Genomic DNA, 25,319 nt, shown 5'->3' on the forward strand with positions numbered 1-25,319 from the left:
TTATCGTTTCCCCAAAAAGTGAGTTAGACCTGCAATACTTTTCCGGGAGGATACAGATTTGCCATTTTATGTGCCTCTCGAAAAGAAAAGTATAGAGCCAGAAAACCCCTCTCGGAAGGAGGCTTCGTGATTTCCTGTTTTAATCATTTTTTGATATCGAAGGCGAAACTCCTGAGACGGTGAGGAGGATATAGCCCATAAAAATCAAAGTGGTCTGAAAAAATGTACATCTGGAAAAAACAGGCCCCATGCAAAATTAAAGCTTTTTGTAAAACCAGAGCCCTTCTCGAGAAGACTCGAATTATGTTATATAGAGTTAGTCCCAAAATTGGATAAATTACCGGAACCCGGATTATTAGTTTAATTGTTGTTGCTGTGGAATCCTGCCAATCCTGGAAATTGCAAAAAATAAAAATCAGTCTGCATTCGGAACTGTCCTGTCCATGGGCGATTCTGAATAGGAGAAGGCACAAAAAGGAATGAACTGTGAGAGGAATTAATAAAAATAGTGATTCTGGGAATGGGGTTGGAAGTTGATATTATGAGTGGACTTATAGATTTGATTTTTTTTTCGGAGAAAAGGAAGGAAATTTTGATTCTGTTGACAAAAGGACCAAAAAGCGCCAATGAAATAAAAAACAGCCTTAATGGCGATACATTTTCAATAATGCCACAGCTAAAAAAGTTAAAAGATATGGATGTTATTGTCCAGGAAAAAAACATTTACAAACTCTCGGACATCGGGAAAATAATCGGGGAAAAAATACTTCCTCTGACGGATCTCCTTCAGGTTTTTGAGGGAAACGACAATTACTGGTCAAAACATGACAGAAGGCCAATCCCCAAGTTTCTGATGAAAAAACTGCAAATGCTTGGAAAATGCAAACTGGATGAACCTGATCCGGACCACCTTTTCGAATTCCCGGAGGATTTGAAAGAAATGGCATTCAGGTCCGAGAGGCTCAGAAGTTTTTATTCATTTTTTTGTCCCGAATGCCCTGCAATTCAGGCAACCTGTGCAAACAATGGAACAAAAGTGGACCTTATTCTGGATGAAAAGGTCTACAACCGACTAAAGAACGACTTTAAGGACACATACGAATCACTGCTTGAAAACGATGTTTCACTCTACATTTATAGGGAAAAAATAAAACCTTCATCCTTCATAATTTCAGATGAATTTATGATGCTGAAACTCTTCGGAAAAGAAGGACAGTTTGACCACAAAAAAATCATGAGTTTCAATAAAAGCTCCATTGAATGGGGAAACGAACTTGCTGATTACTACATAGGACTTTCTGAAAAAGTAAATTAAGCAAAAACGACGAAGCATATCTACACCTCCAGAATCTGAGTAGTTGTGTTTCCGCCAACCAATCCGAATATTTAGACAGCGAGAAAAGACTTCCTACTCCCTCCCCGAAAGTTCTCATTTACTAATCTTTCTTTTCTACAAGCTTTATTTTGTGAAATTCCCTGAATATTTTTTCTACAAGCTTTGTTACCACATAATCAAAAGAGATAGCTAAGACGCGATTTGTCTTCAGAAAAAGCATTTTTGAATGGATTTATATAATTAGTATACAGATATTTTAACTGAAAAATATAAAAGTGATCCAGCCTGTAATAAATATCTAGAAGAAGCCAACTATAAGGCTTAATGTAACAAAAGGATTTTTAATGGCAGGTTAAAATGGCAGATCCAGACCTGAGAGACCGTTTCCTGAATACCCTGAAAGGAAAAGCTGTAGATAAAGTGCCGGCTCTTTCGGTTACCCAGACCGGGACCGTAGAACTCATGACAGAGAGTGGAGCTGCATGGCCTGAGGCCCACTTTGATGCGGAGAAAATGGCAGCTCTTGCGCTTTCGGCCCACACCTTTGCAGGCCTTGAAGCCGTACGCTACCCTTTCTGCCTCACTGTGCTCTCGGAAGCCATGGGATGCAAGATTAATCAGGGAAGGTACGACATCCAGCCTTCTCCAGGTTCTCACCCTTTTGCAGAGGACCCGGAAAAAATGGAACTTCCCTCAGACTTTGCGGAGCGGGGAAGAATTCCCCTTATTGCCGACGTGACTTCGATCCTGAGAGAAAAAGCAGGTGAAGAGATCCCCCTCATAGCAGGTATGGAAGGCCCTGCATCTCTTGCTTCAAGATTGATTGGTACGTACAATTTCCTTACCTGGACACTTAGAAAGCCCGAAACATTAAAAGAATTCATTAAAGTCACCCAAACCGTCTGTTCCAGATACACAGAAGTGCTTTACGAAGCCGGGGCAGATGCTGTCTGCATAGTTGATGGAATAGCAGGGCCTGACACACTTGATCCCAAAGACTTTGAGATTTTTATGAAGCCCGAATATGAAAAATTCTGCAGAGCCGGAAAAGGAATAAAACTCGTACATATCTGTGGAAACTCAACCCCCATCCTCAAATCTATTTCAGAGTGTGGTTTTCAAGGTATAAGTATAGAAGAAAAAGTAACCGACCTGCGGGCTGCAAAAAAACTTGTAGGAAGCAAAACAAAACTGATAGGAAACCTTGCTTCATCAGGAGTCATGCTTAACGGAACCTGTGAAGAAATAAAAAAAGAAGCTCAGAAATGCCTGGAAGACGGTATTGATATACTCGCTCCCGGCTGCGGGATTGCCCCGAAGACTCCGATCAAAAATATAAGAGCGCTGGTTGAAGCAAGAGATGAGTATTACCACCCGAATTGCGCCTCGGGAGTACGCGGTCCTTTTCGCTCCGCTCAAGAGGACTAAACCATAAATGAGAGTCAGCCCTTACAAACCTTATTCGCTATACTGAAACCGTTCGTATCACGTTCGACGAAGGAGAGCAGCCTTTCCCACGAAAAAAGAAGAAATAAAGAACAAATAAGCCAGAATATTCAAACCTTGATCCGGGAGAATAGCAGACCTAGCATTAAACTGCTTCCGGAGAATCTGGAAAATAGAAAGCCATGGTGGATGTTTTGGCGATAATCCTGTTCAAACCTGCCATAAAAGGCTGGCAAATAGCTATTGCAGTTTTAATCAAACCTTTTTTCAATCCGGATAGGTCCCTTACAAGCAAGTATTACCCTCTTTTTCCAGCTTTCTCCGGCCCGAACCAGTTCATTTTCTTCAAATTCCAGGCCCTTGAAGCCCGAACATCTACCCTCTAAACTGTCCTCTAATCCTTAAAAGCCAGTCTAACTTCAGTATATAAACCCAACCCAGTCCAGAAAACTAGCTCAAACTAAAACCTTAAAAGACATCACACAATCCAAAAAACAATATAGTTTTTCTGAAAGTTTTTGAAAGAAAAAGACAAAAGCCAGGTAAAAATAGACTCGTACAGGTTAACAATATGATTTTTATTTTGCCTGTTTTATTAAAGTTGATTGATCACTTAGTTATCCTATAATATATAGGAATAGGCACAATTTGGACGGTTAAATAAAATAAAGGATTTCCGGGACTAAAATCTCCCCCTCCGATAGTATCATAGCTTCTGTAAATCACTGCCCTTAAAAAATCAATACCCCCTCAAAAATCAATGCCTTTACTGAAATCAAGACCCTTTACGATAAGCCCCGAATTATGTTATATACATTTAAGCCCAAATTTAGATAAAAAGAACTGAATAACAGTGATGAAACTACGCAGCAATTTCACTGTCTGAAGTTAACCCGGTATACAGTATTCTGAGTATACGGTATCCTGATGTGGACAGGATAGAGAGGGTATTTTTTCTTTATTTTCAACGACTGCTGCAAGTGGAGTATAAAAAATGTATGGGATCGCACTTGATCTGGGTACCAGCGGCTTTCGAGCGCAGCTCATAGACCTGGAAACAAAAAAAGTTGTAAGAACTGCCATGACGATGAGGCACCCCCTGCCAGGGGGCAATGTGATCGACCACCTGGACTTCGCACTGGAAGTCGGGGAAGATGTTGCAAACAACATCATACTGGACGCTGTAAGCAAAATTATTGAGACCTTTGGGGTAGATCCTGCCTGCATTAAGAAACTGGTAGTATGTGGAAACCCTATCCAGCTTTCGCTCTTCCAGAACTCGGAGATCAGGGACCTTGCCTTTGCCGGAAAAAACATGCAGAGAAGGCTTGGAGTAGAGAACGTGGACCGGAGTGCCAGGGTTTTTCCGGCATCCGAACTTTTCACGGATGTTCTGAACCTCCCAAATTGTGAAATAACTGTGCCTCCAGCTATTGCCCATGAGATAGGAGCCGATGCCCTGGCGATGATGATCGAAACTGACTTCCTGAACCAGAAAAAGGTTTCCATTGTCACTGACTACGGTACGAATGCAGAAATGGCGATAAAAACAGAAAACCGGATCATCACAGGCAGTGCAGCTGCAGGTCCGGCCATTGAGGGGCAGGGAATCAGCTGTGGAATGATTGCAAGCCCTGGTGCGATTTCCGACGTGAATCTCGAAAAGAGATGTATGGAAAAAGGCACAGAAAAAGACTGCTGGCGGCTTACGGTCCTGAACGAAAAGATGGAAGGAAGACCCGGAGCCCTTATCGATCCTGTTACCGGCGAGACAGTGGAAAGAGGAGAAATCGAAGCCGTGGGGATTACCGGGACAGGGGTAATTGCAGTCATTGCACTTGCAATGGAGACAGGGCTTATGGAACAGCCTCCGAAACTGCCCAACGGAAGGCTGATCCTTGGCAACGGGATAGAAATCACAAACGAAGATATCGCCGAAGCCGGAAAAGCCATAGGAGCAATCCGGGCAGCCCAGCTCACTCTGTTGCTTGAAGCGGGAGTGCCTTTTGATGAGCTAGAAAATGTCTACATGTCAGGAGCTTCCGGAACATATGTGGACTGCAGGAAAGCCAGAAAAATAGGTTCCTGCCCAGATTTCTCAAAGAAGGCAGTTCAGTTCGGGAACACTTCTATCGCCCTTGCACGCAAACTTCTACTTAATGAGTCCAGTCTTGAGGAAGTAATTGCCCTTGCGGGGTCGATAAAAGCCGACCACCTGATGATGGCTAGCAGCGAGACCTTCAAGAACATCTACACATGCGAGCTTTCCTACTGGACCGAAGGCATGAGCATGAAGTTGTACAAAAAGTTTTTTAAAATGTATAAATATCCACCTCTCCCGGAACCGGTAGAAAATGCGATGATGGAAAAGAAGGCCTCAAAGGATATCGAAGAAACAGGAAACGTGCCCGTAGAGATCGTGGAAGACGTGGGGATCACCATAGAGGTGCCTGTGGAAGGCTGTATCCAGTGCAGCCGCTGCAATGAAGAGTGCCCGGAGAATGCTCTTGTAACCATCGAGAGAAATGGGAGCTTCTTTGCAAGCTGCAGGACTCAGGACTGCCTGGGGACAAGCTGCAGGCGCTGTGTCCGGGCCTGCCCGATAAAGGCGATAGACTTCAAAAATATCGCAATTCAAAACATCGGCGGGCTTCAGAAAGGTAGTATCACCGGCGGCGTCTACTGAAGAGTGAATCTCTAAAAACATAACTGTCCGGAGTTCTGAAAATGACAAAAGTGACCATATCTTCCTGCATGTGCAGTTTTAGCCACATAATAATGGGGAGGGTTGAAGGAGATAAGATCATCATAAAGATCGAAACTCCCTGTGAAAAATTCAAAGAACTCACCTGCCTGGAATTCCCTCTTGAGGAACTGCCTGAGAATCAAAGTAATCTCGCCCTGGAGATGGAAAAACAAACGGACTGCTCCCTTGCATGCACCAGAGAATGCGCCCTGGATTGCACACGGAAATGCATGATTCCCCATGCAGTATTCAATGTCTGCAGTATAGAAAGAGAGCTTGCAGAAATGCCAATTCTTGAAAGTGAGGAATACACGATTTCAGAGTTGCAGTGACTGTTGAGGAGGGGGCTTTTCAAAAGATTACTCCCCACCCCCTCATTAACCAAATATTTAATAATTATATTTACATTGTCGGTTTTTATAAAGATCAGGATTCAGTGCCCGTTACTTCATTCATATCGACCGTATTTTTCTGCTGCATCTACCATTGCCATCACTTTAACAGGTGCTGCATTGACCGGAAATTCGCAGCCAGGTGAAAGAATAAACCCATTTGGAGAGTTTATACCTTCTTCGATGTTCTGCCTGCATAGTTCCAGAACTTCGTCATATGAACTACTAAGGAAAAGTGGAGGGTTTATATTGCCACAAATAACATCATGGTTCCCAAATGCCTTGATCTGATCTTTAATAGGTGTTTCCGGCCCAAAAAGCCAGAAATATTTTCCAGACCAGCCCAGATCTTCTCTTAATTTTGCATAATATGGAAGATTTAAGTTCTGGTCAGCACATGGATGCATGAGCACGGCATTTACACCTAGTTCCTTTGCGTGTGTATGAACCTTTTTCATATACGGATATGCGAATTCCTCGAACATCTGCGGAGAAATCATGTTATTTGATTCAGATGGCCCCCCATCAAAAGGAAGCAGATTTTCTGAACCATACTTATTTGCAAAATAATCCAGCGCATTGATGAACAGGTCACTTACCTTATCGAGTAACAGATGGACAGCTTTTGGTTCCATTAGAAGCCATGTCAAAAACTCAGAGGTATCCGCAACAACCGAAGCCGAAGTAAAATTACTACCTATTTGTATAGTAGCTGGCATTCCGAGTTCAGAACACCTGGCTGCGACCCTATCTGCTATTTTATATCCTCCAGGCAATTCCCTGTCAAAGTCTGGAACTTCAAGTTTTTCGATATCCTCTATGGTTACCACAGGATGTTTTTTTACAAAAGGTGCGCCCTGCCCTTTCCCATAGGGAAAACCTATCTCTCCTCCAAATTCCCACGCCCCGCAAGAAGCATATCCATACATTGGAGTTTGTTCATAACCATGAAGCCGCATGGATGCAAACTGCGCCTCGAAACATTTGTCCCCATCCGCGTAAAAATCTCCTAGAGATATGCCTGTAATTTGTGCAGCATACCCCTCTATAAACGGGATAACTGGTACACGATCAGGTTTTTGGCCGGACATAACAGCTGCCATACGTTCTGGTGATGTCATCCTGGATGCCATTAAAATTATTCCTCCACTATTTATTTTTTCTTTAAAATATGTGACTTTGAGCATAAATATATGCCGAAAGAGTGACAAGTAAAACAAAACAAATCCAAAAATCTCGTATATCCGGCATAAAATTCACAGAGAAGGGAAAGAAAATCCATACATTTTCGATTTAAAAACGAAAATAAATATATAAATTTATATAGTCTCTGCCCTCTGGAAGAAATAACTGCTAGCGCAGACCATCAGAACTGACAGTGTTAAAAGAATACATACGTCCAGTACTATTGAGAATTCACAATGGCCGATCAATACTCCTCGCAAAGCATCCACACCATATGTCAGCGGATCAAAGTAAGACAGAATCCTTATCGGGGCAGGCAAATTTGAAACAGGAAATAAAGCCCCGGATAAAAGGAAGAGGGGGAATGCAATAAAATTAATAACTGTGCTAAACCCATGAAAATCCTTCAGTACGGAGGACAAAATCAATCCTATATTTATAAAGATCATCGATATGAGAACCATTATCACGACAGAGGACAGAATTGCAGGAAGAAGAGGCAGTCTAAAACCTAGTAATACCGACATTATCATAATAATTAGTGCCTGAATGATTGATGTGGTTGCACTTCCGGAGATCATCCCGAGAACAATAGAGACTCTGCTTGCAGGAGTCACCATAACCTCTTTTAAAAATCCGAACTGCTTGTCCATTATGACACTCATACCTGCATAAGCAGCTGTAAAAAGAAGGGTCATCCCGATAATACCCGGCACAAGATACTGAAAATATCCTATTGATTCAGGCAGACCCGGAAATTCAACTCTTCTAAAACCCATACCCTGAAAGATCAGCATAAAAGCCGGCATGCCAATAGCACCCGCTATTCTGGATCTTGCCCTGAAATACTTTATTATCTCACGCCGCCAGAGGACATATACAACTCTTCCCTGAATCATCGGAGCATCCTCCTTCTCATCCGATCACGCCTGGCTGACTGCCTGCTGCCTTCCTGTTCTCGTATTATTGAACCTGTCAGGCGGAGAAAAACATCTTCAAGACTTGGTTTGCTGAAATTTATAGAACTGATCCCGATACCCAGATTGCCGGCAGTTTGAAAAATATAAGGAATATTTTTCCCATAATCCGATAGAATAACATCAAGCGTTTTTCCATTCGGGACAATTTCCTTCACCCATTCCTTCTCCTCAAGTGCAGCAGCAATGAGCTCAATCCTCCCCTCAATAGTCAGGCTGACACAATCCCCCCTAAGACAGTTCTTCAGACCTGATGGAGTATCAAGTGCAATGATCTTCCCATGATCAATTATCGCAATGCGATCACAGAGGTAATCGGCCTCTTCCATATAATGGGTAGTCAGAATTACAGACGTCCCGTAATTTCGGTTCAGGTTTCTGATATGGTCCCATATTGATCTTCGAGTCTGTGCATCAAGCCCGAGAGTAGGCTCATCCAGAAACAAAACCTTCGGATAATGAATAAGCCCCCTTGCAATTTCAAGCCGCCTCTTCATCCCACCCGAATAATTTTCAACAAGAATATCAGCTTTATCAGCCAGACCCACAACATCAAGCACTTCCCAGATTCTTTTTTTCCGCTCATCTGAACCAATGTTGTACATCATGGCATGAAATTCAAGATTTTCCCTCCCGGTAAGCCCTATATCAAGCGAAGGGTCCTGAAATATTATTCCGATACTATTCCTGATCTCACCGGGATCTCTTATAAGACCATATCCTGCAATTTCAGCATCACCTGCAGTAGGAAGAAGAAGAGTAGTCAGCATATTGAGAATAGTTGTCTTTCCCGCACCATTAGGGCCTAAAAGCCCGAAAAGCTCTCCGGGCTCAACCGAAAATGAGACCCTGTCCACAGCAGTAAATTCCCCGAATTTTTTTGTTAGCTCTTTAATAATTATTGAACTCATGTTAAACAAGACCTTCAAACCTAAACAAAACCTTCAAACCTAAACAAAACCTTCAAACCTAAACAAAGCCTTCAAACCTAAACAAAACCTTCAAACCTAAACAAAACCTTCAAACCTAAACAAAACCTTCAAACCTAAACAAAACCTTCAAACCTAAACAAAACCTTCAAACCTAAACAAAACCTTCAAACCTAAACAAAGCCTTCAAAAAACAAGACCCTTAGGGCTTAATGATTATGACAACACAGTCCTATTCTTGAACCCACGAGCCTTTTTGTATACTCATCCGAAGGTGAAAGCATAACATCGTGGGAATTACCCATCTCTACAATCTTTCCGGAATTCATAACGGCTATTCTGTCAGCAATCTTCAGTGTTAGGGAGAGATCATGTGAAATATATATCATTGCAAACCCTCTCCTGTTCTGAAGGCCCTTTAAAAGACGCAATACATTTGCAGAGGTTGAAACATCCAATGCCGAAGTTATCTCATCGGCAATAAGAAGTTTTGGCTCCATAACCATTGCTCTGGCAAGTGCAACCCTTTGCCTCTGCCCTCCGCTGAGTTCGCCGCAATATTTTCCGAGGAAATTATCAGTGGTTGGAAGACGGACAAGTTCAAGAGCATTTTTAACCATTTGCAGTCTATCTCCATTGGACCCGATCTTATTGATATAAAGAGGCTCTTTGATTGCATCAAGCACGGTAAACCTGTTGCTGGTTGAACTGAAAGGGTCCTGGAATACTATCTGAACACCGTTGACCCTGTTTCCATAGTTTCCCCTGCTGACATTCCCCTCCATAAATAATACCTCTCCGCATTCAGGCCTTATTACATTTGCAAGGATATGTGCAAGGGTTGACTTGCCTGAACCGGTCTGACCAACAACTGCAAGAACCTCCCCTTCCATCACTTTCAGATTAACATTATCAACTGCCTTTAGATATTCTCCATTTGGCAGAAGATACCTGAAACTCAGGTTTTTTGCCTCCAGGAGGCCTGCTATGCCGCCTCTATGGCATGCAATTTCCCGCCCGCCTCCTACCGGCATGAGAACCGGGGGAGCTTTATTACATATATCGATTTTTTGTGTACATCTTGGGCTGAAAGGACAACCTTTAAACTCATCCCCTGCCGGAACGTCCCCGGGAATTCCCCATAAATCTTTATAAACGAAAATATCCGGTGTCGAATGGACAAGGCCCCTCGTATAAGGATGACGGGGAGATACGAGAATATCCCTTACAGGTCCGGTTTCAACAACCCTTCCTGAATACATAACAGCAATCTGAGACGCCACAGAAGACACAAAAGTGATATCATGAGAAATCATTAACATCGTGTACCCGTTCTTCTTCTGAAGGTCAACCAGAAGATCCCTGATCTCCTTTCGGGTAAATGCATCAAGGGCAGAAGTAACTTCATCAAGAATCAGTAATTTCGGATCGCATGAAAGAGCCATTGCCAGAAGAACCCTCTGTCTCATACCCCCTGAAAGCTGATGCGGATATGAATCCATCCATTTCGGATCAAGGCCAACGGTCCAGAACAGGTCAGCACATTTACTCCGGGCGTTCTCAGGGCTGATATCAAGATGCTTTATCATTGGTTCCGTTATCTGAACGCCTACTTTCATAACAGGGTTCATCACCTCCAGGCCGTTCTGAAAAACTATTGCAATATCTTTCCATCTGAATCTGTCCATCCCGGATTCAGGCAAAGAAGAGATTAGCTTACCCCTGTAAAGAATTTCACCGGAAATGGCTGTATTTTCCGGCAAAAGCCCCATGATTCCAAGTGCAACAGTGGTCTTACCACTCCCGGATTCTCCGACAATGCCCAGAATGTCTCCTTCTTCAATTTCAAAAGAAATGCCGTCAACCGCCCTGACAGTGTTAATGTCAGTCAGATAATGGCATTTAAGATCATTAATTTTAAGCAGACTCATAATCAGAAACCTTTCTTTATCTTTAATTTCGGATCAAGTATTCTCTCCATATCCCTGCTTATGAACGCAAGACAGAGCAGGAGGAAAATAAGCATAAACAACGGAGGCAATAGCCACCATTGCCAGTAAGGTGTAAAATATATTGACCTGAAACCGGTTGCATGATTAAGCATCATCCCCCAGCTCTTGGAAGTAGGATCTCCGAGGCCCAGAAAGGCAAGCCCTGCTTCAGCTATAATTGCATGGGAAGATATGCCGATAACAAGCACAAGCAGAACAGGCATAACTTCAGGAAATATATGCCTCCAGAGCAGGTAAAATGGTTTTGCACCGTAATTCCGGGCGGCAATAATGTAGTTGTTCTGCTTTAATGACAGCGTCTGGGAACGTGCAATACGTGCGGGTTTGGCCCAGCTGAAAAGAACAAGTATGAAAATTATGTTAAGAACACTTGGTCCGAGAAAAGCGGATATTACAATCAGAAGAGGAAAACTCGGAAGAGCCATTGTCACATCAATTATTCTCATCAGTCCCTGATCAATGCGCCCTCCCATATACCCGGCCAGTATTCCGACAGCCCCTCCCCCAAAACCTGACAAAAAAGCTACTGCAAGCCCTATTGTAAGGCTCATCCTTGCACCGTAACATATCTGTGACCAGATATCCATACCAAGTTCATCGGTTCCGAGTATGTGTCCGGGACCCGGGGGTTCAAGTGAATCCCCTGTGAGCTTCTGAGGAGGATAAATTGTTATCACAGGAGCAAAAACTGCCATTAAAATGATACAGAGAATGCCGAGGACACCAATTTTACCTTCAGTACTGAACCTGGAGAATGGCTTAACTATAGTACTGGACCTGGAGAAAGTCCTGGCTATACTGCTGACAATTCTGTTAATATTTAAAGCCTGAATAAAAGAGAGTATTCCGGCATTTCCAGGGGCAGCAATGTCCTTTATCATATCACGACTCTCGGATCAAGTTTCCCATATATTTTGTCAACCAGCAGGTTGCAGATAAGTATGGAGACTGCAATAATCAGGAGAATACCCTGAATAAGAGGATAATCCCGGCCGATTACAGCACTTCTGAGTGTCATCCCTATGCCAGGATAAGAAAAAACACTCTCAACAAGTACAACACCACCCATCATTATACCGATCATAAAACCTGTTCTTGTTACTACCGGAAGCAGTGCATTTCGGAGTGCATGCCGGATCCATACAGTTTTTTCACCCAGGCCTTTGGCCCGAGCAGTCCTGATATAATCCTTTGTGGTCACTGTAATCAGAGTATTTCTGGTGAGCAGGTACACACCCGTTAGCTGTGAAAGTGATAGAGTCACAACAGGCAAAAAGGCATGGTATAGTATATCCCACGCCTGTTCTACCGGACCAGTATAATCTGCGAAGGGAGTAACAGCACCTGCAAGTGGGAAAAGCCTGAGATATACGCTAAAAATCAGAAGAAGGATCAGGCCGAGCAGAAAAGAGGGAATTTCTGCAAAGGCAATCATACCCGCCATCATGATTCTGTCACTCCCCTTTTTCCGGTTTATTGCCGAAAGTGTTCCGAGAACCACACCGGAGATTGTACTGATTACGGTAGCACCCACGATAATTAACATAGTCCAGGGGAGATGAAGCATTATTACATCACTGACCGGCATTTTGTAATAAATACTCCTGCCCAGGTCGCCAGTAATCAGATTTTTCATGTATACTAAAAACTGTTCATAAAGCGGCCTGTCAAGTCCGTAATAATTCATGTAATAAAGACGCTGTTCCTCTGTCATTACAATAATCTCTTCCCCGACCTCATCTGCGGAAGTGGTTGAGAACGGATCTCCGGGCATCATCCTTGGAAGGAAAAAATTTATGGCAAAAATTACAAAAAGGGTCGATAACAACCTGAAAATAAACGAATTCCTGTCCTTTACCATCCAATCATCTGCCCCTTTACCACCCGGTCATCTGCCGTTAACTTCCCAGACCATCATCCCGGTATATACATCCGACTCGGAACAGTAGATTCCATCCGAAGAGGCATTCTGATAATAGTCCATTATTTTTTCCTTTGTTTCGTCATCAAAATCCCGGCCTCTTCCAATAAACCCTATTGCCTGTTCTGCCGCTTCTTTCCAGTTTGTTTCGTCCTTCCATTCGGAATGGTTGATCTTGAGGGAGGGACTATAGCCTGAGAGGTAAAGATACATGAATGGGTAAATAATGCCGTTCATATTATTCTCGAATTTTTCCCCGAGTATCGAACTCCGGATATCACGATACGCCTTATCCTCAACTCTTCTAAGGAAGTTACTGTAATAACAGAGATTTTTTGAGCAGGCCATCATCATGTCAAAGTTTTCAACATCCTTTATTCCGGGGGTCATGGAGGCAATTACAAGGTCGAATTCGTTCCGGAATCCAAGCTTATCTATGTCTGCCGTCCACCAGGAGCATTCAATGACATCTACCGAAAGAGACTCCTTTTTTATGGCATCTTTTAGTCTGTTGAGCATTCCGGACGAGATATCAAGTGCAGTCACCTCTGCTCCGAACCTTGAAAGAGGAAGAGAAAGGGTACCGGGTCCACACCCGATATCCAGAACTCTGGAACCTTCCGGACTAAAACCGGCTTCTTCAAGAAATTCGAGAATCTCATCGGTTCTCTTATTTCTTTTATCTTTTACAATGTTATTGGCATAGTTATCGGAACGTTTGTTCCAGAAATCTGCCATCCTGCCCTCGTCATGGATCAGCCCGTTTCCCGTGGTTTTTTTCCAGCATTCAATCAGGCTATTAATATCATCTTTTTTCTGCAATTCCATCCCTCTCAAGATATGAAAGAATGCTGTGTGTCCTTGCATGGTGATCGTACATATTCATCCAGCCATCGTATTTTGAGATGCGCCATACATCATACGATGTAGTATAATATAGCGGGATTGCAGGCACATCATTTGCAAGCACGGTCTGCATGTCGTATACTATTTCTTTCCGTTTCTCATCGTCAAGTTCCTGCAGTTCCTGAGCACCAAGAGCATTCAGGGTATCATTGTGGTAACCATATACTGCTGCACCGGATGACACACTGTTTGATGAATGTGAATCCGTATCACAGTACCTTGTACGAAGATAATCTGCATCCTGTCCCCAGCCTCCAAAGCCGGTTATCAGGAGTTCAAAGTCTCCGTTCTTCAGATTGGTATCACGGGACTTGCTTTCAAGGGCTTTTACCTGAACGTCAACCCCCACTTCACTCAGCCTCTCTTTTATGAGTTCCCCGATACGAACTTCACCACTGCCAAGGGACAATACATATGACAGTTTTTCCCCGGTTTTATCACGTATTCCATCCCCATCCGTATCAATCCATCCGGCCTCTTCAAGCAATGCTCCGGCCTTATCCGGATCATAGCTATATTCCGGCTGGTCGGGATTATACCAGATGTGATCTTCTGGGAGTATGCCCATTTCACCGGGTTTTCCTGCACCTCTTGCGATCTTTTCCACCAGTTCCTCGCGATCAATCGCATAAGCAAAGGCCTGCCTTATTCTGCTGTCATTAAGCTCTGGACATTCTTTCATGTTGAAATAAAACTGGTAACCCCAGAAAGCCGGCTGCTGGACTACTCTTACATCAGGGTCCGATGTAAACCTATCAAGAGTATCAGGGGATATACTTGTGAAATCTATTTGCCCCTGTTCAAAAGCTATTAATGAATCACTGACCGGGATAAATTCAATGGACTTAACAGCAGTCTCCAGTCCCCAGAAATTGTCGTTTGTTACAAACCTGTATGATCCGTGCTCTTTATTGTACTCATCGAGAAGGAACGGGCCAGTACCGATGACTGCCTTTGGATCAAGGAAACTGGAAGGGTCCGAGACATCTTTATAGATATGCTCAGGTATGACATTAAAACCCGTGAGCTTGTAAAGGAATGTTGAAACAGGCTGGACCAGCACGAATTTGACGGTATTGGGGTCCACAACCTGGACATTATCTATAACTCCGGACTCAATTCCACCTGAGATAGGTACATTTTCCTGCTCATAATCGAAAGTAAATTTAACATCATTTGCCGTGAAAGGTTCCCCATCACTCCAGATTACACCTTTGCGGAGATGAAATGTATATTCTGTTCCATCTGCACTGACATCCCAGCTTTCAGCCAGCCAGGGAATTATACCGACTTCATCTCTTTCTAACAGACTGTCAAAGATCATTCCGACCTTTGATGAGCCAGGACCCCTCGGATATATCGTAAATGGCTGGGGATAGCCATAATCTCCACCGCTAAGATAAGCAACATCCGCGTGCTGTGACCCTTCAGCAGTATTCTCAGTCAGTGTCTCCTCAGCCAGAGCTTCTTCAACCGACATCCCCTTAGCCGATATTTCCTCAGCTTGGGAACTGTCCTGACTAACGCAGCCTGCCGTCATTAAGATCAGGGCTGTCAGGAAAACAGAAAATAATACAGATAACTTTTTTTTCTCCATTACAAAACACCCTTTTTTTGTGAATTACCCTACTAATCACCTGATAGTCTGAATAAAAGACATAAACAACACACAACGATATTACCTAAACATATAAGAGTATTACTAAATGAGCTCAAAATGAAAAGAACATCAAATAAGATCCTAAAATCCAATCCAATTTGACAATATTTTCTTAAAAATTCTGTTTCCTGTAGTATTTTGTATTTATATCAATACCAGTAGTTGATATGCTAAAACTCAAAAAAATCACTCTGATTTGGTTAGAACAGTTTCCGTCACCCCTGATGAAAAGTATGCTGTTTCAGCTTCAGATGACAGAACACTTAAGTGTGAGATCTAAAAACATGAAAGAAAAGATCAGCTTTAATATAGAAAGTTTTTATTATAGTGTTGTTTTATTTCCAGAAGGTACTATTGTTGTTGCGGAGAACAAGGTTAAAAAGTGCATTATTTCTATTGTAGAGGAACAATAATAAGATAATGAAATTGTTGAGATACAGTATAGAGAAATTAGAGGAATAACAACAAATATCCCACAAACCGAAAAAGCATGAAAACAGAACAGAATTTAAAAATACTTTAAAAAAAGAATCAGGTGCCCGGAGCGTGACTCGAACACGCGACCTCCAGATATCTCAGGAGATTAAAGACGCCTCATATAAGGTCCCTATGAGTCTGGCGCCCCAACCGACTAGGCTATCCGGGCTTGCAACACACAAATGGACAAAGATATATTAAAGGGTAACGATTGGAAATGGGTAAAAAGGGCTTTTTTCATAATTTGAGCATAAGGGGGCGCTCCTAAAAACCATAAGCCTGCGGATCTTTCAACTTTTTTTCAGACAGGAAGCACGTGCTGAAGTTTGTGCTCATTTTTTAAGATTTAATCAATGATTGCCCCCACGCCCCATAATTTGTTGTTCCGGAATGAGGCAGGAGAATAAAACAGACAGATACAGCAGGTATTCGGGAAATGGAAAGGGTAACAGTAAGCACGTTATGTTAGAAGTAACATAATATGGTAATATATAATAAAAAGGATTATTGGGTATGGTAAGTATAGCAGATCAATATATAATTTAAAAGATATAATACACATATTTCACATCGATTTTTAAAAACACGGGAAATATGGGAAAATCACACATAAAGGGTTCCCATCAATCAGGCATAATTAGGGAATGCCACTTATGCATAAAATCTGCTTAGATCTATATAAGCCGCATAATTATAACGAAAAATTAGTACAAATAACGGATAGGAAGAGAAGGCCCCAGATCCAGATAGTAGAGCCACTGGAACTGTAGGACCTTAAAGCTGGACCCTCGGGTGTCCACTCTCAAAAGAAGGACATCGACCCATGATTCAATTTAAACGTTATCAATGGACTTCAGAACCGATTTAGACCTGATCACTTGAACACTAAAAAGACTCAGCTAAGATAACGATTCAGTTTATCGAAACTCTTTATCAAAACTCTATTACACCCCAGATGAGGAATTTCCATGAAAATAAAAGCAAATCTCATATCCGGAAGGACCGCCGACCAGGGCGCACATCTGGAAGCAAAAACACACAAAGGTTATTTTGATGCCTGCGCTTACTGCGAACTGAACTCTGCAGACCTTGAGAGGTTGGGCGCCTCCGAGGGAGACAACCTGAAGGTTGCCACTGAATTTTGGGAAGTGGTGGTATTTGCAAAGGCAAACGAAGGAAATCCAGATGGTCTTGCCTTTATCCCTATGGGCCCCTGGGCAAATGCAGTGCTGAGCCCTGATACACACGGCTGCGGAATGCCAGGATTCAAAGGCGTCCCTGCGGAAATTGAGGTCACGGATGAAAAGCCTCTGGATATGAAGTCCCTGATGAAGAAGTATTTGGAAGATTAAAGGTCCCCTGAAACAAGAAATTCACATTTTCATCCAGGTCCGGAAAAACTTGAAAAATTCGGAGGAAAAAATATGCCAGTAATTAAGGACGCAGTATGTTCCCTCTGCGGATCTCTCTGCGACGATATCACAGTCACTGTTGAAGATAATAAGATTACAAAAATAGAAAATGCCTGTATCCTCGGACACAGCAAATTTGTCGGCATGTTTGAGCATGACAGGATAGAAACCCCGATGATCAGAAAAGATGGAGAACTTGTTTCTGTTTCCTATGAGGAGGCAATCGAAGCTGCTGCAAAAATCCTGGTAAGTTCCAGGAGGACACTTTCCTATGGCTGGTGCTCTACCTCCTGTGAAGCGATCAGCGGAGCAATTCAGCTTGCCGAAGAAACAGGTTCAATTATAGATTCTACAGCAAATGTCTGCCATGGGCCGTCAGCCCTTGCTGCCCAGGAAAAAGGATCCCCATCAGCATCCCTTGGAGAAATAAAGAACAGGGCAGACGTAATCGTCTTCTGGGGCTGCAACCCTGTACATGCCCACCCCAGACATATGTCCCGTTACTCAAGCTTTTCAAAAGGTTTCTTTACCGAGAAAGGCAGGAAAGCCAGGACAATGGCAGTTATTGATGTTAGAAAAACCGACACTGCAAAACTCGCCGATAAGTATGTGGAAATTGAACAGGGATCAGACCTGCTCCTTGTAACTGCTCTCCGCTCAATTGTAAACGGTCACGAGGATGTTATTCCGGAAACCGTTGCAGGTGTTCCTAAGGCAGAAATCATTGAGCTTGCAGAAACCCTGAAGAACGCAAAGTTTGCCTGTATTTTCTTCGGTATGGGAGTCACCCAATCCCGCTCAAAGTACAAGAACGGAGATGCCATGTCTTCCCTTATATCAGACCTTAACCAGCACACAAAAGCCGTAATGATCGGAATGCGTGGGCACTATAACGTTACCGGTTTCGGACAGGTAGCAACCTGGGAGACAGGCTTCCCGATGGCGATCGACTTTGCAAAAGGATACCCCTATTACAACCCCGGAGAAACCGGAGCAAACGACCTGCTTGTGCGCGAGGAACCGGACGCTGCAATTATAGCTGCAGCTGATGCCGGGGCCCACTTCCCACAAAAAGCTGTCAGGCATCTTGCAAGAATCCCTGTAATCCAGATTGACCCGTATGCCAACCCTACAACCGAACTTGCAGATGTGGTGATTCCATCGGCAATTGTGGGAATCGAAGCAGAAGGGACAGCTTACCGTATGGACGCAATTTCCCTGCACATGAAGAAATTGATTGATTCAAAATTCAAGACCGACGAAGAAATCGTAAAAGACCTGACTGAAAAGGTCAGGGAACTGAAGAGAGGTGCATAAGATGTCGGAAATCCTGATTAAAAACGCAAGCGTCTGTGATCCGGCTCAGGGGATTAACTGCGAGACTATGGACATCTGCGTAAGAGACGGCAAGATCGTAGACAGCGTATCTGGAAACGCAAAGGTTATTGATGCGGAAGGCAGGCTCACCATGGCAGGGGGCTTTGACGGGCATACCCACAGCGCCGGAAAAATCAACGTAGGTCGCTTTATCAATCCGAATGATGCCAGAAAAAACCTTGTACCCGGACTTTCGGGCCAGGTTGCACGCACAGAAAAGACGAGAGCGCAGGTAGGGTACAACACCCCCAATACTTACGCAATCGGGTACAGGTATGCAAAACTCGGATACACAACTATCTGTGAGGCTGCAATTCCTCTGCTTGCTGCAAGGCACACCCATGAGGAATTTAAGGAAATACCCATCCTTGACAAAATGGGACTTTCTCTCTTCGGAAGCAACTGGCAGGTTATGGAATACATCAGGGACAAAGAACCTGAAAAACTCGCAGCTTATATTGCCTGGGGCCTGAAAGCCTCAAGAGGATATGGAGTAAAGATCGTAAACCCGGGCGGTGGAGAAGCCTGGGGCTGGGGCAAGAACGTGAGCGGACTCTATGATCCCGTTCCGAACTTTGATGTAACCCCTGAAGAGATCCTCATGGGGCTTGCAGAAGCTAATGAACGCCTGCAGCTCCCTCATTCCGTACATGTGCACTGCAACAACCTGGGAAAGCCTGGTAACTATGCAACCACCATAGAGACCATGAAGCTTTTTGAAAAGGTAAAGCCAAGCAGGGACAGGCAGTCTCTCCACGTTACTCACGTGCAGTTCAACGCCTATGCAGGCACTTCCTGGAGGGACTTTGAGACAGGAGCCCCAATGGTTTCAGATTACATTAACGGGGCAAACCACCTGACTTTCGACCTTGGACAGGTCATCTTTGGCCCTGCAGTGACCATGACTGCAGACGGACCGGTAGAATACGCAAACTCAAGGATGCTGCACGAGAAGTGGAGCAACCAGGATATCGAACTTGAAGATGCTTCCGGTGTTGTGCCCCTGTTCTATTCCCCCAAGAGCTTCGTAAATGCAGTCCAGTGGGCAATCGGGCTTGAGCTTGCTCTGCTCGTAAAAGACCCCTGGAAAATCATGTTCACAACCGACAGCCCTAACGGCGGCTCTTTCGTGAACTATCCTGAAGCCTTTACCTACCTGATGAGCGCAAAAAGGAGAGAAGAGGTTATCTCAGGCTTTTCCAAGATGGCACTTGACAGAATGGTGCTGCCCGGAATTGACAGGGAACTGGACTTCTACGAGCTTGCTGTCATGACCCGGGGAACCCAGTCAAAGATATACAGCAGACCGGAGAAAGGAAACCTGAAAGCAGGATCAGATGCAGATATTGCAATCTATGACATCCTCCCAGGCCAGATTGACCCGGCTACAGAGTACCAAAAAGTAAAGAAAGCTTTCTCAGGTGCCGCGTATACCCTCAAAGACGGAGTTGTCGTTGTAAAAGACGGAGAAATCGAAGCCACTCCTAAAGGCAGGATCTACTGGGTGAATGCAAAGGTTCCCGAAAACATAGACAGCACCATGCAGAAAGATCTAGACTTCAAGTTTAAGAAGTACTACACTGTGAGCAAATCCAACTACATGGTTGAGGATATGTACCTCGAGAACCCTGTTGAAATCGGTACGGAAGGGGTGTTCTAAATGCAGGTTGTAAAACTTTCCCTCAAAAAAGCAAATAAAATCCCCATCGAAGCTGATAATGTAAACCCTGACAACCTTGCAGGCAAAACCGCAGAAGAGATAAAGGCAGTTTCTGTCTGGTACGGAAACGGACAGTGTCCCCTTGGGGACCTCTTCAATGTAGAGGTAGAAGGCAGTGACTCTGTGGAAAACACAAAGATTGTTTTCGAAGGCGATGTCTCCAGGGTAAAACGCATCGGGCAAAACATGAGCGCCGGAGAGATCGAGATCAACAGCAATGTGGATATGCACTGCGGCTTTGGGATGAAGGGTGGAAAGGTTGTAATCAATGGCGATGCTGACAGCTGGCTTGGCTGTGAGATGGCGGGTGGAGAAATTATTCTCAACGGAAACGCTTCCTATTATGTAGGTTCAGGTTACCGCGGAGAGGCCTGCGGCATGCGCGGAGGAAAAATAACCATCAATGGCAATACGAAGGACTACCTCGGAGAACATATGTGCGGAGGAGAGATCCTCGTAAAAGGCAATGTAGGGCTCCTTCCTGCAATCTCAAACAACGGAGGAAAAATAGTCATCGAAGGCAATGCAACCATGCCTGCAAGTGAAATGAAGAACGGTATGGTCATCATCAACGGTGAGGTATCCGACCTACTCCCCTCCTACAAAGAAGAAGGGACAGAAGAAGTTGAAGGCATTACCTATCGCAAGTTTGTTGGTGATGTAAACGCTGGCGGAAAAGGTGTTTTGCTTATAAAGTGAACGACTTTAAATAAGCGAAATTTAATAAGCGAAATTTTCTGATAGCATTCAGAAAGATCCTGAGTAGAATAAACAAAAGTCGGCGGATAAGAGATTGAAGTAAACAAACTCCCAGGGGTTTCTTTCTTATCCGCTTTACTGTTCTTTTGGTGCCCCTTGGTTAATTGGTTGGTATTATTCCAAAATGCCCTTTTATGTTGTATTCCCTTTTCCTTCTTTCCGCACATTGTGCCCTGCTTGAGCCCACCTGCGTACAGCAGATAAAAACGAAAGCATCAGGCAGTGGGGACCTGATACAAAATATTAACCGTGCACCTGGGAATGACCGTTCTTTTTGCTCACCTGAGTTTCGCTTCGAAGAGAATCAGTATCCTGTTGCTTCTGCCAGCTGCTTTACCAGGGTGTTGTCAGTGGTACTTCCGGAAACTACGAGCACATAGTTTTCGTTGCTCCAGATATAGGAATACCTTGGCACGTCAGCTCCTCCGGATCTTACATATTCTGTAATTTTCACGGCAGAGTGCCCGTTAAAGAACTCTTCAACAAAACGGGAGCCTGACTGCAGCGGCATGAAGGAAGACTGGTAGATAGAGATAAAACCGCTTGCATCCTCAGCATTTTCAAACTCGATTACGTCAATATAAAAGTCAGTTACATTTGCACTGGAATATTTGTAGAGACCCTCGGATCCTCCAAGAATTCCTGAGGCATTTTCAGCTTTATAGTCACTTTTAATATCATCTGTAGAGAGAGGAAGAGTGCCAACGTACTCAAAGCCGGTAGGGAGGGTTTCAAGCGTGCTTATTCCAGCTGCATCATCATCAGAGATTGCGTTTGTTTCCGGATTGTTTGAATCTGTCCCGTTAGCTGCAGGGGTATTGTTATCCACGCAGCCTGAAAACGCGATCATCAAAACCGCAAACACAGATATTAAAGCTATACTTTTTTTCATAAGATTCACCTTGATCTGTAAAACCCTGAAAAACCAGGTGGTTAAAGAATCAGGATTTCAGAATTAAAAAGAATCGTCAGAACTAAGAAATCTGCAAATAAAAAGTTATCTACAAAAAATAAACTCAAAAAAGAATTGAAAGAGAGAAGAGTTAAGAAAACCCTTCACTCAGAAAATTTAGTTGTTTCTCCTGACGAGGTAGACAACTGCGAGGAGTCCGACAAGTCCGAAGACAAAGCCGAATCCAGGAGCGCCGGGTTCTTCAGGCTCAGTAACTTCTTCAGTCACATTATCGTCTGCAGGCTCAGTAACTTCTTCAGTCACATTATCGTCTGCAGGTTCAGTAACTTCTTCAGTCACATTATCGTCTGCAGGTTCAGTCTCGGCTGGAGTTTCGATGTCTTCGACGTCGCCTTCTCCTCCAATGACCTTCTCAACGTATGGGTAGTACCTGAGAGCGCTGGAAGCTGTGTCAGCGATCTTGAAGTACATGCCTTCGCCGATTTCCTCTTCGGAGTCCCTGGTCAGAGTGAAGGTGTCTTCATTGCTGATGGTAAGGGTGTCACCGTCGATGGATACATCGTCAAGGTTGCCGAATTCGTCGTCAGACTCGATGGTCATTGCGTTTGCGTAGTCAATGAGCCAGAGACCTTCGATCTGGGCAATGCTGTCGACTGCGCCCTGGAAGACCTGGTTAACGTGGACTCTGAGGACAATAACATCGTCTTCGTCCTGAATGTCATCGAGTTCGACGTCCCAGGTGTTGTCACCGGTACCGACTGAGATGATTTCGTCGTCTACGAATTCTCCGTCCTTGGTGAATTCGAGCCAGACTTTCTCACCGTCAACATCGACCTGCTTGGCTTCGATAGAATAGCCTTCGCCGAGGTCAAGGAGTTCACCGGTTCTGATGGTGTACTTGTCATCGCTGTCAAGGATGAGTTTTGCAAGCTTGTCAGCTTTGTCAGGGTTGAGTGGGATGTATTCTTCTGCAAAGAAGCCGATAACAGGGTACTGGTCCCAGCCTGCTTCTGCATTGGCGTACTCGTAGTCAACGTTCTCGACGGATGTCTGGTAAACAAGACCACCTTCAGGGATCACGTTTCCACTAATGTCGGAGACACTGAGTGTTTCAGTGGATACATCATCGTCAACATCGTAGTAGAAGCCTGCAAAGTTGGCTGCATCCCATTCGAAGTCATCTGCATTAGGAGCGACTTCTCCTCTGATTTCATAGGTGCCGGGCTCTGTGATTTCCTTCATTGCATAGAACCTGAGCACGCTGGAGGGAGTGTCAGCTGTGGTAAAGAAGATGCCTTCAGCGACTTCTTCGTCGGAGTCCCTGGTAAGGGTGAAAGTGTCTTCATTGCTGATGGTAAGGGTGTCTCCGTCGATGGAAACATCGTCGAGTTCGCCGAATTCATCGTCAGACTCGATGGTCATTGCGTTTGCGTAGTCAATGAGCCAGAGACCTTCGATCTGGGCAATGCTGTCGACTGCGCCCTGGAAGACCTGGTTGATATGCACTTTGAGGACAACGACATCGTCTTCGTCCTGGATATCATCGAGTTCGACTTCCCAGGTGTTACTGCCAGTACCGACTGAGATGATTTCGTCATCTACGAATTCTCCGTCCTTGGTGAATTCGAGCCAGACTTTCTCACCGTCAACATCGACCTGCTTGGCTTCGATAGAATAGCCTTCGCCGAGGTCGAGGAGTTCGCCGGTTCTGATGGTGTACTTGTCATCGCTGTCAAGGACGAGCTTTGCAAGCTTGTCAGCTTTGTCAGGGTTGATCGGGATGTACTTCTCTGCGAAGAAACCGAGCAGACTGTAGTTGTCCCATCCATCTGCTGCATTTTCATATTCGTAGTCAACTTTCTGGATGGTTGTCTGATAAACAATTCCGCCTTCTCCAATCACGTTGCCTTCAGTGCCTGCAACGTCTTTAATGGAAAGGGTTTCGGTTGTTACATCATCGTCAATGTCGTAGTAGAATGCTGCAAACTTAGTTGCATCCATTGAAAGGATGGTACCGTCGCCATATGTATCAATTATGTCGTCGATACTAGAGCCGTTATACACTGGACCACGGATCTCAATTGCTGCACTTGCGGCGGATGCAAATACAGTGAGAAGCATGAGAGCAGCCAGTGATAATGCTGCAAATCTCTTCATTTTATTGTTTCCTCCATGTTTGTTAAGATATATCGTATGTAAGAAGAAGTGTCGGGATCGAACACTTAAAGGGTTTCACCATTCTTCACCAAATCAGACATTTCAATTTCGTCGATTGCCGAAGAGGATTTCATTCCCTCCTTATCCCTCTAAATTGGATTACAAGTGTTCTATAAAATAATTGCATTATTAAATCTTTTGTGGTCTATTTCAGAGAAATTAGAGAGGAAAAGCGCAAAACAACGATACAAATGACGGTAAATGTCGAAAGAACCCGGGCAGAATATTCGTCAGAGGTTAACATAGAAGATAAAGTCGAAATACTTATAAAATACTATGAAAAAAAGGTAATGTGTTTAGAGAGGTATGACTAAATAATTTGAAACAATACTAATTTTAAAAAACTATTATGTAAAAACACCATTTATTCGAGACGTATCTATTTTGAAAACCTTTAAGATCAGCAAAAATATCCGACACTTCAAACATGTCGATCTTTTCTCACTGCATAACCGAGTAGAGCATTATTATTCCAAAAGTAGGAATGTATTTTAGATTATACATTGGCAGGCATCTTCCAGAAAGAAAATGTACTTGAATATTCCATAGTAGGGCTGTTTTTTATATGTGCTTTGTTACTGCGCACACCAGGGAGCAGGAAAAGAATCAGTTCACAAAATAGTTCAGTAGGGATGACAAATTTAGATAATTATGGTAAAAGTGAGAATAAACTTTTGAAACAATTCAGTTATTTTTCGCATGGACTTTCATTAATTTTATAATAATAAAAGTCAAAAAATGCCTATTTTACACGATGTACAGTACATTATGCAGCATATTAGAAATTGACGATATAATAAAAGAAATATAAAATAGAGAAGATAAATAAAATAAATATAAAATAAGAAAGATATATAAAAGAAAAGAGTAGAAAATAGTCCGAAAAAAGGATGCCCTGAAGATAGGGCAATCTGGGATTATACAGATAACGATA

General features: G+C 43.6%; 19 protein-coding genes, 1 tRNA gene and 1 pseudogene. 10 read left to right on the plus strand and 11 right to left on the minus strand.

What is annotated here, in order from left to right; translation table 11 throughout:
- The first annotated feature begins 601 nt into the window (after window positions 1-601).
- The 5 genes from MSWH1_RS13775 (at window position 602) to MSWH1_RS13795 (ending at window position 5,860) form a co-directional block, all read left to right on the plus strand.
- The gene (locus MSWH1_RS13775; protein ID WP_231585445.1) at window positions 602-1,315 is read left to right on the plus strand and encodes a winged helix-turn-helix domain-containing protein; all 714 of its coding nucleotides are present in this window, start codon (window positions 602-604) and stop codon (window positions 1,313-1,315) included.
- Between the two features lie 378 nt (window positions 1,316-1,693).
- Window positions 1,694-2,764, plus strand: a complete 1,071-nt coding sequence (gene mtaA, locus MSWH1_RS13780; RefSeq protein ID WP_048129429.1) for a methylcobamide:CoM methyltransferase MtaA — start codon at window positions 1,694-1,696, stop codon at window positions 2,762-2,764.
- A gap of 212 nt (window positions 2,765-2,976) precedes the next feature.
- Complete coding sequence (locus MSWH1_RS13785; RefSeq protein ID WP_197074597.1) at window positions 2,977-3,168, plus strand: hypothetical protein; 192 nt, start codon at window positions 2,977-2,979, stop codon at window positions 3,166-3,168.
- Between the two features lie 608 nt (window positions 3,169-3,776).
- The gene (locus MSWH1_RS13790) at window positions 3,777-5,468 is read left to right on the plus strand and encodes a methylamine methyltransferase corrinoid protein reductive activase (RefSeq protein WP_048129434.1); all 1,692 of its coding nucleotides are present in this window, start codon (window positions 3,777-3,779) and stop codon (window positions 5,466-5,468) included.
- 41 nt (window positions 5,469-5,509) lie between these two features.
- Complete coding sequence (locus MSWH1_RS13795; protein WP_052722724.1) at window positions 5,510-5,860, plus strand: DUF6951 family protein; 351 nt, start codon at window positions 5,510-5,512, stop codon at window positions 5,858-5,860.
- Window positions 5,861-5,976: 116 nt separating this feature from the next.
- Here the strand turns inward: MSWH1_RS13795 and MSWH1_RS13800 are convergent, their stop codons facing one another.
- The 8 genes from MSWH1_RS13800 to MSWH1_RS13835 all read right to left on the minus strand — a co-directional run bounded on the left by MSWH1_RS13800 (window position 5,977) and on the right by MSWH1_RS13835 (window position 15,447).
- The gene (locus tag MSWH1_RS13800) at window positions 5,977-7,053 is read right to left on the minus strand and encodes a uroporphyrinogen decarboxylase family protein (RefSeq protein WP_048130584.1); all 1,077 of its coding nucleotides are present in this window, start codon (window positions 7,051-7,053) and stop codon (window positions 5,977-5,979) included.
- 186 nt (window positions 7,054-7,239) lie between these two features.
- Window positions 7,240-8,004, minus strand: coding sequence for an ABC transporter permease (locus MSWH1_RS13805; protein ID WP_048129436.1), 765 nt, complete (start codon window positions 8,002-8,004; stop codon window positions 7,240-7,242).
- Window positions 8,001-8,993, minus strand: a complete 993-nt coding sequence (locus MSWH1_RS13810) for an ATP-binding cassette domain-containing protein (protein WP_048129438.1) — start codon at window positions 8,991-8,993, stop codon at window positions 8,001-8,003. The genes MSWH1_RS13805 and MSWH1_RS13810 overlap by 4 nt, the downstream gene beginning before the upstream one ends.
- Before the next feature lie 227 nt (window positions 8,994-9,220).
- Window positions 9,221-10,942, minus strand: a complete 1,722-nt coding sequence (locus MSWH1_RS13815) for an ABC transporter ATP-binding protein (protein ID WP_048129440.1) — start codon at window positions 10,940-10,942, stop codon at window positions 9,221-9,223.
- 2 nt (window positions 10,943-10,944) lie between these two features.
- Window positions 10,945-11,904, minus strand: coding sequence for an ABC transporter permease (locus tag MSWH1_RS13820; RefSeq protein WP_048129442.1), 960 nt, complete (start codon window positions 11,902-11,904; stop codon window positions 10,945-10,947).
- The gene (locus MSWH1_RS13825; protein WP_048129444.1) at window positions 11,901-12,884 is read right to left on the minus strand and encodes an ABC transporter permease; all 984 of its coding nucleotides are present in this window, start codon (window positions 12,882-12,884) and stop codon (window positions 11,901-11,903) included. The genes MSWH1_RS13820 and MSWH1_RS13825 overlap by 4 nt, the downstream gene beginning before the upstream one ends.
- Window positions 12,885-12,911: 27 nt before the next feature.
- Entirely contained in the window at window positions 12,912-13,772 is an 861-nt protein-coding gene (locus MSWH1_RS13830; protein ID WP_048129446.1) for a class I SAM-dependent methyltransferase, read from the minus strand.
- Window positions 13,750-15,447 (minus strand): ABC transporter substrate-binding protein, encoded by a 1,698-nt coding sequence (locus tag MSWH1_RS13835; RefSeq protein ID WP_048129448.1) that lies wholly within the window; start codon window positions 15,445-15,447, stop codon window positions 13,750-13,752. Before MSWH1_RS13835 ends, MSWH1_RS13830 begins: the two co-directional genes overlap by 23 nt.
- A 247-nt stretch (window positions 15,448-15,694) precedes the next feature.
- On the opposite strand from MSWH1_RS13835, the pseudogene MSWH1_RS20950 reads away from it, so the two are divergent.
- Window positions 15,695-15,790: pseudogene (locus MSWH1_RS20950) on the plus strand (hypothetical protein); the annotation flags it as partial.
- Window positions 15,791-16,046: 256 nt separating this feature from the next.
- Here the strand turns inward: MSWH1_RS20950 and MSWH1_RS13845 are convergent.
- Window positions 16,047-16,156 (minus strand) — tRNA-Met (locus tag MSWH1_RS13845).
- A gap of 799 nt (window positions 16,157-16,955) precedes the next feature.
- On the opposite strand from MSWH1_RS13845, the gene MSWH1_RS13850 reads away from it, so the two are divergent.
- The 4 genes from MSWH1_RS13850 (at window position 16,956) to MSWH1_RS13865 (ending at window position 21,195) form a co-directional block, all read left to right on the plus strand.
- A complete protein-coding gene (locus MSWH1_RS13850; protein ID WP_048129452.1) occupies window positions 16,956-17,339 on the plus strand; it encodes a molybdopterin dinucleotide binding domain-containing protein in 384 nt (127 codons plus the stop codon).
- Between the two features lie 72 nt (window positions 17,340-17,411).
- Complete coding sequence (locus tag MSWH1_RS13855; RefSeq protein ID WP_048129454.1) at window positions 17,412-18,716, plus strand: formylmethanofuran dehydrogenase subunit B; 1,305 nt, start codon at window positions 17,412-17,414, stop codon at window positions 18,714-18,716.
- A 1-nt stretch (window position 18,717) separates the two neighbouring features.
- Window positions 18,718-20,436 carry a formylmethanofuran dehydrogenase subunit A gene (locus MSWH1_RS13860; protein WP_048129456.1) on the plus strand — a complete coding sequence of 573 codons (1,719 nt, stop codon included), beginning with the start codon at window positions 18,718-18,720 and terminating at the stop codon, window positions 20,434-20,436.
- A complete protein-coding gene (locus MSWH1_RS13865; RefSeq protein WP_048129458.1) occupies window positions 20,437-21,195 on the plus strand; it encodes a formylmethanofuran dehydrogenase subunit C in 759 nt (252 codons plus the stop codon).
- A 364-nt stretch (window positions 21,196-21,559) separates the two neighbouring features.
- On the opposite strand, the gene MSWH1_RS13870 is transcribed toward MSWH1_RS13865, so the two are convergent.
- A complete protein-coding gene (locus MSWH1_RS13870) occupies window positions 21,560-22,147 on the minus strand; it encodes a hypothetical protein (protein ID WP_048129460.1) in 588 nt (195 codons plus the stop codon).
- Window positions 22,148-22,324: 177 nt separating this feature from the next.
- On the minus strand, window positions 22,325-24,325 hold the full coding sequence (locus MSWH1_RS13875; RefSeq protein ID WP_048129462.1) for an S-layer protein domain-containing protein: 2,001 nt from the start codon (window positions 24,323-24,325) through the stop codon (window positions 22,325-22,327).
- Between the last annotated feature and the right edge of the window lie 994 nt (window positions 24,326-25,319).

The sequence above is a fragment of the Methanosarcina sp. WH1 genome (assembly GCF_000970005.1).
Lineage (GTDB): Archaea > Halobacteriota > Methanosarcinia > Methanosarcinales > Methanosarcinaceae > Methanosarcina.

Coding starts and splice junctions, on each gene's coding strand:
- mtaA (WP_048129429.1), top strand. CDS start 1,694: ATGGCAGATCCAGACCTGAGAGACCGTTTCCTGAATACCCTGAAAGGA.
- MSWH1_RS13790 (WP_048129434.1), top strand. CDS start 3,777: ATGTATGGGATCGCACTTGATCTGGGTACCAGCGGCTTTCGAGCGCAG.
- MSWH1_RS13795 (WP_052722724.1), top strand. CDS start 5,510: ATGACAAAAGTGACCATATCTTCCTGCATGTGCAGTTTTAGCCACATA.
- MSWH1_RS13800 (WP_048130584.1), bottom strand. CDS start 7,053: ATGGCATCCAGGATGACATCACCAGAACGTATGGCAGCTGTTATGTCC.
- MSWH1_RS13805 (WP_048129436.1), bottom strand. CDS start 8,004: ATGATTCAGGGAAGAGTTGTATATGTCCTCTGGCGGCGTGAGATAATA.
- MSWH1_RS13810 (WP_048129438.1), bottom strand. CDS start 8,993: ATGAGTTCAATAATTATTAAAGAGCTAACAAAAAAATTCGGGGAATTT.
- MSWH1_RS13815 (WP_048129440.1), bottom strand. CDS start 10,942: ATGAGTCTGCTTAAAATTAATGATCTTAAATGCCATTATCTGACTGAC.
- MSWH1_RS13820 (WP_048129442.1), bottom strand. CDS start 11,904: ATGATAAAGGACATTGCTGCCCCTGGAAATGCCGGAATACTCTCTTTT.
- MSWH1_RS13825 (WP_048129444.1), bottom strand. CDS start 12,884: ATGGTAAAGGACAGGAATTCGTTTATTTTCAGGTTGTTATCGACCCTT.
- MSWH1_RS13830 (WP_048129446.1), bottom strand. CDS start 13,772: ATGGAATTGCAGAAAAAAGATGATATTAATAGCCTGATTGAATGCTGG.
- MSWH1_RS13835 (WP_048129448.1), bottom strand. CDS start 15,447: ATGGAGAAAAAAAAGTTATCTGTATTATTTTCTGTTTTCCTGACAGCC.
- MSWH1_RS13850 (WP_048129452.1), top strand. CDS start 16,956: ATGAAAATAAAAGCAAATCTCATATCCGGAAGGACCGCCGACCAGGGC.
- MSWH1_RS13855 (WP_048129454.1), top strand. CDS start 17,412: ATGCCAGTAATTAAGGACGCAGTATGTTCCCTCTGCGGATCTCTCTGC.
- MSWH1_RS13860 (WP_048129456.1), top strand. CDS start 18,718: ATGTCGGAAATCCTGATTAAAAACGCAAGCGTCTGTGATCCGGCTCAG.
- MSWH1_RS13865 (WP_048129458.1), top strand. CDS start 20,437: ATGCAGGTTGTAAAACTTTCCCTCAAAAAAGCAAATAAAATCCCCATC.
- MSWH1_RS13870 (WP_048129460.1), bottom strand. CDS start 22,147: ATGAAAAAAAGTATAGCTTTAATATCTGTGTTTGCGGTTTTGATGATC.
- MSWH1_RS13875 (WP_048129462.1), bottom strand. CDS start 24,325: ATGAAGAGATTTGCAGCATTATCACTGGCTGCTCTCATGCTTCTCACT.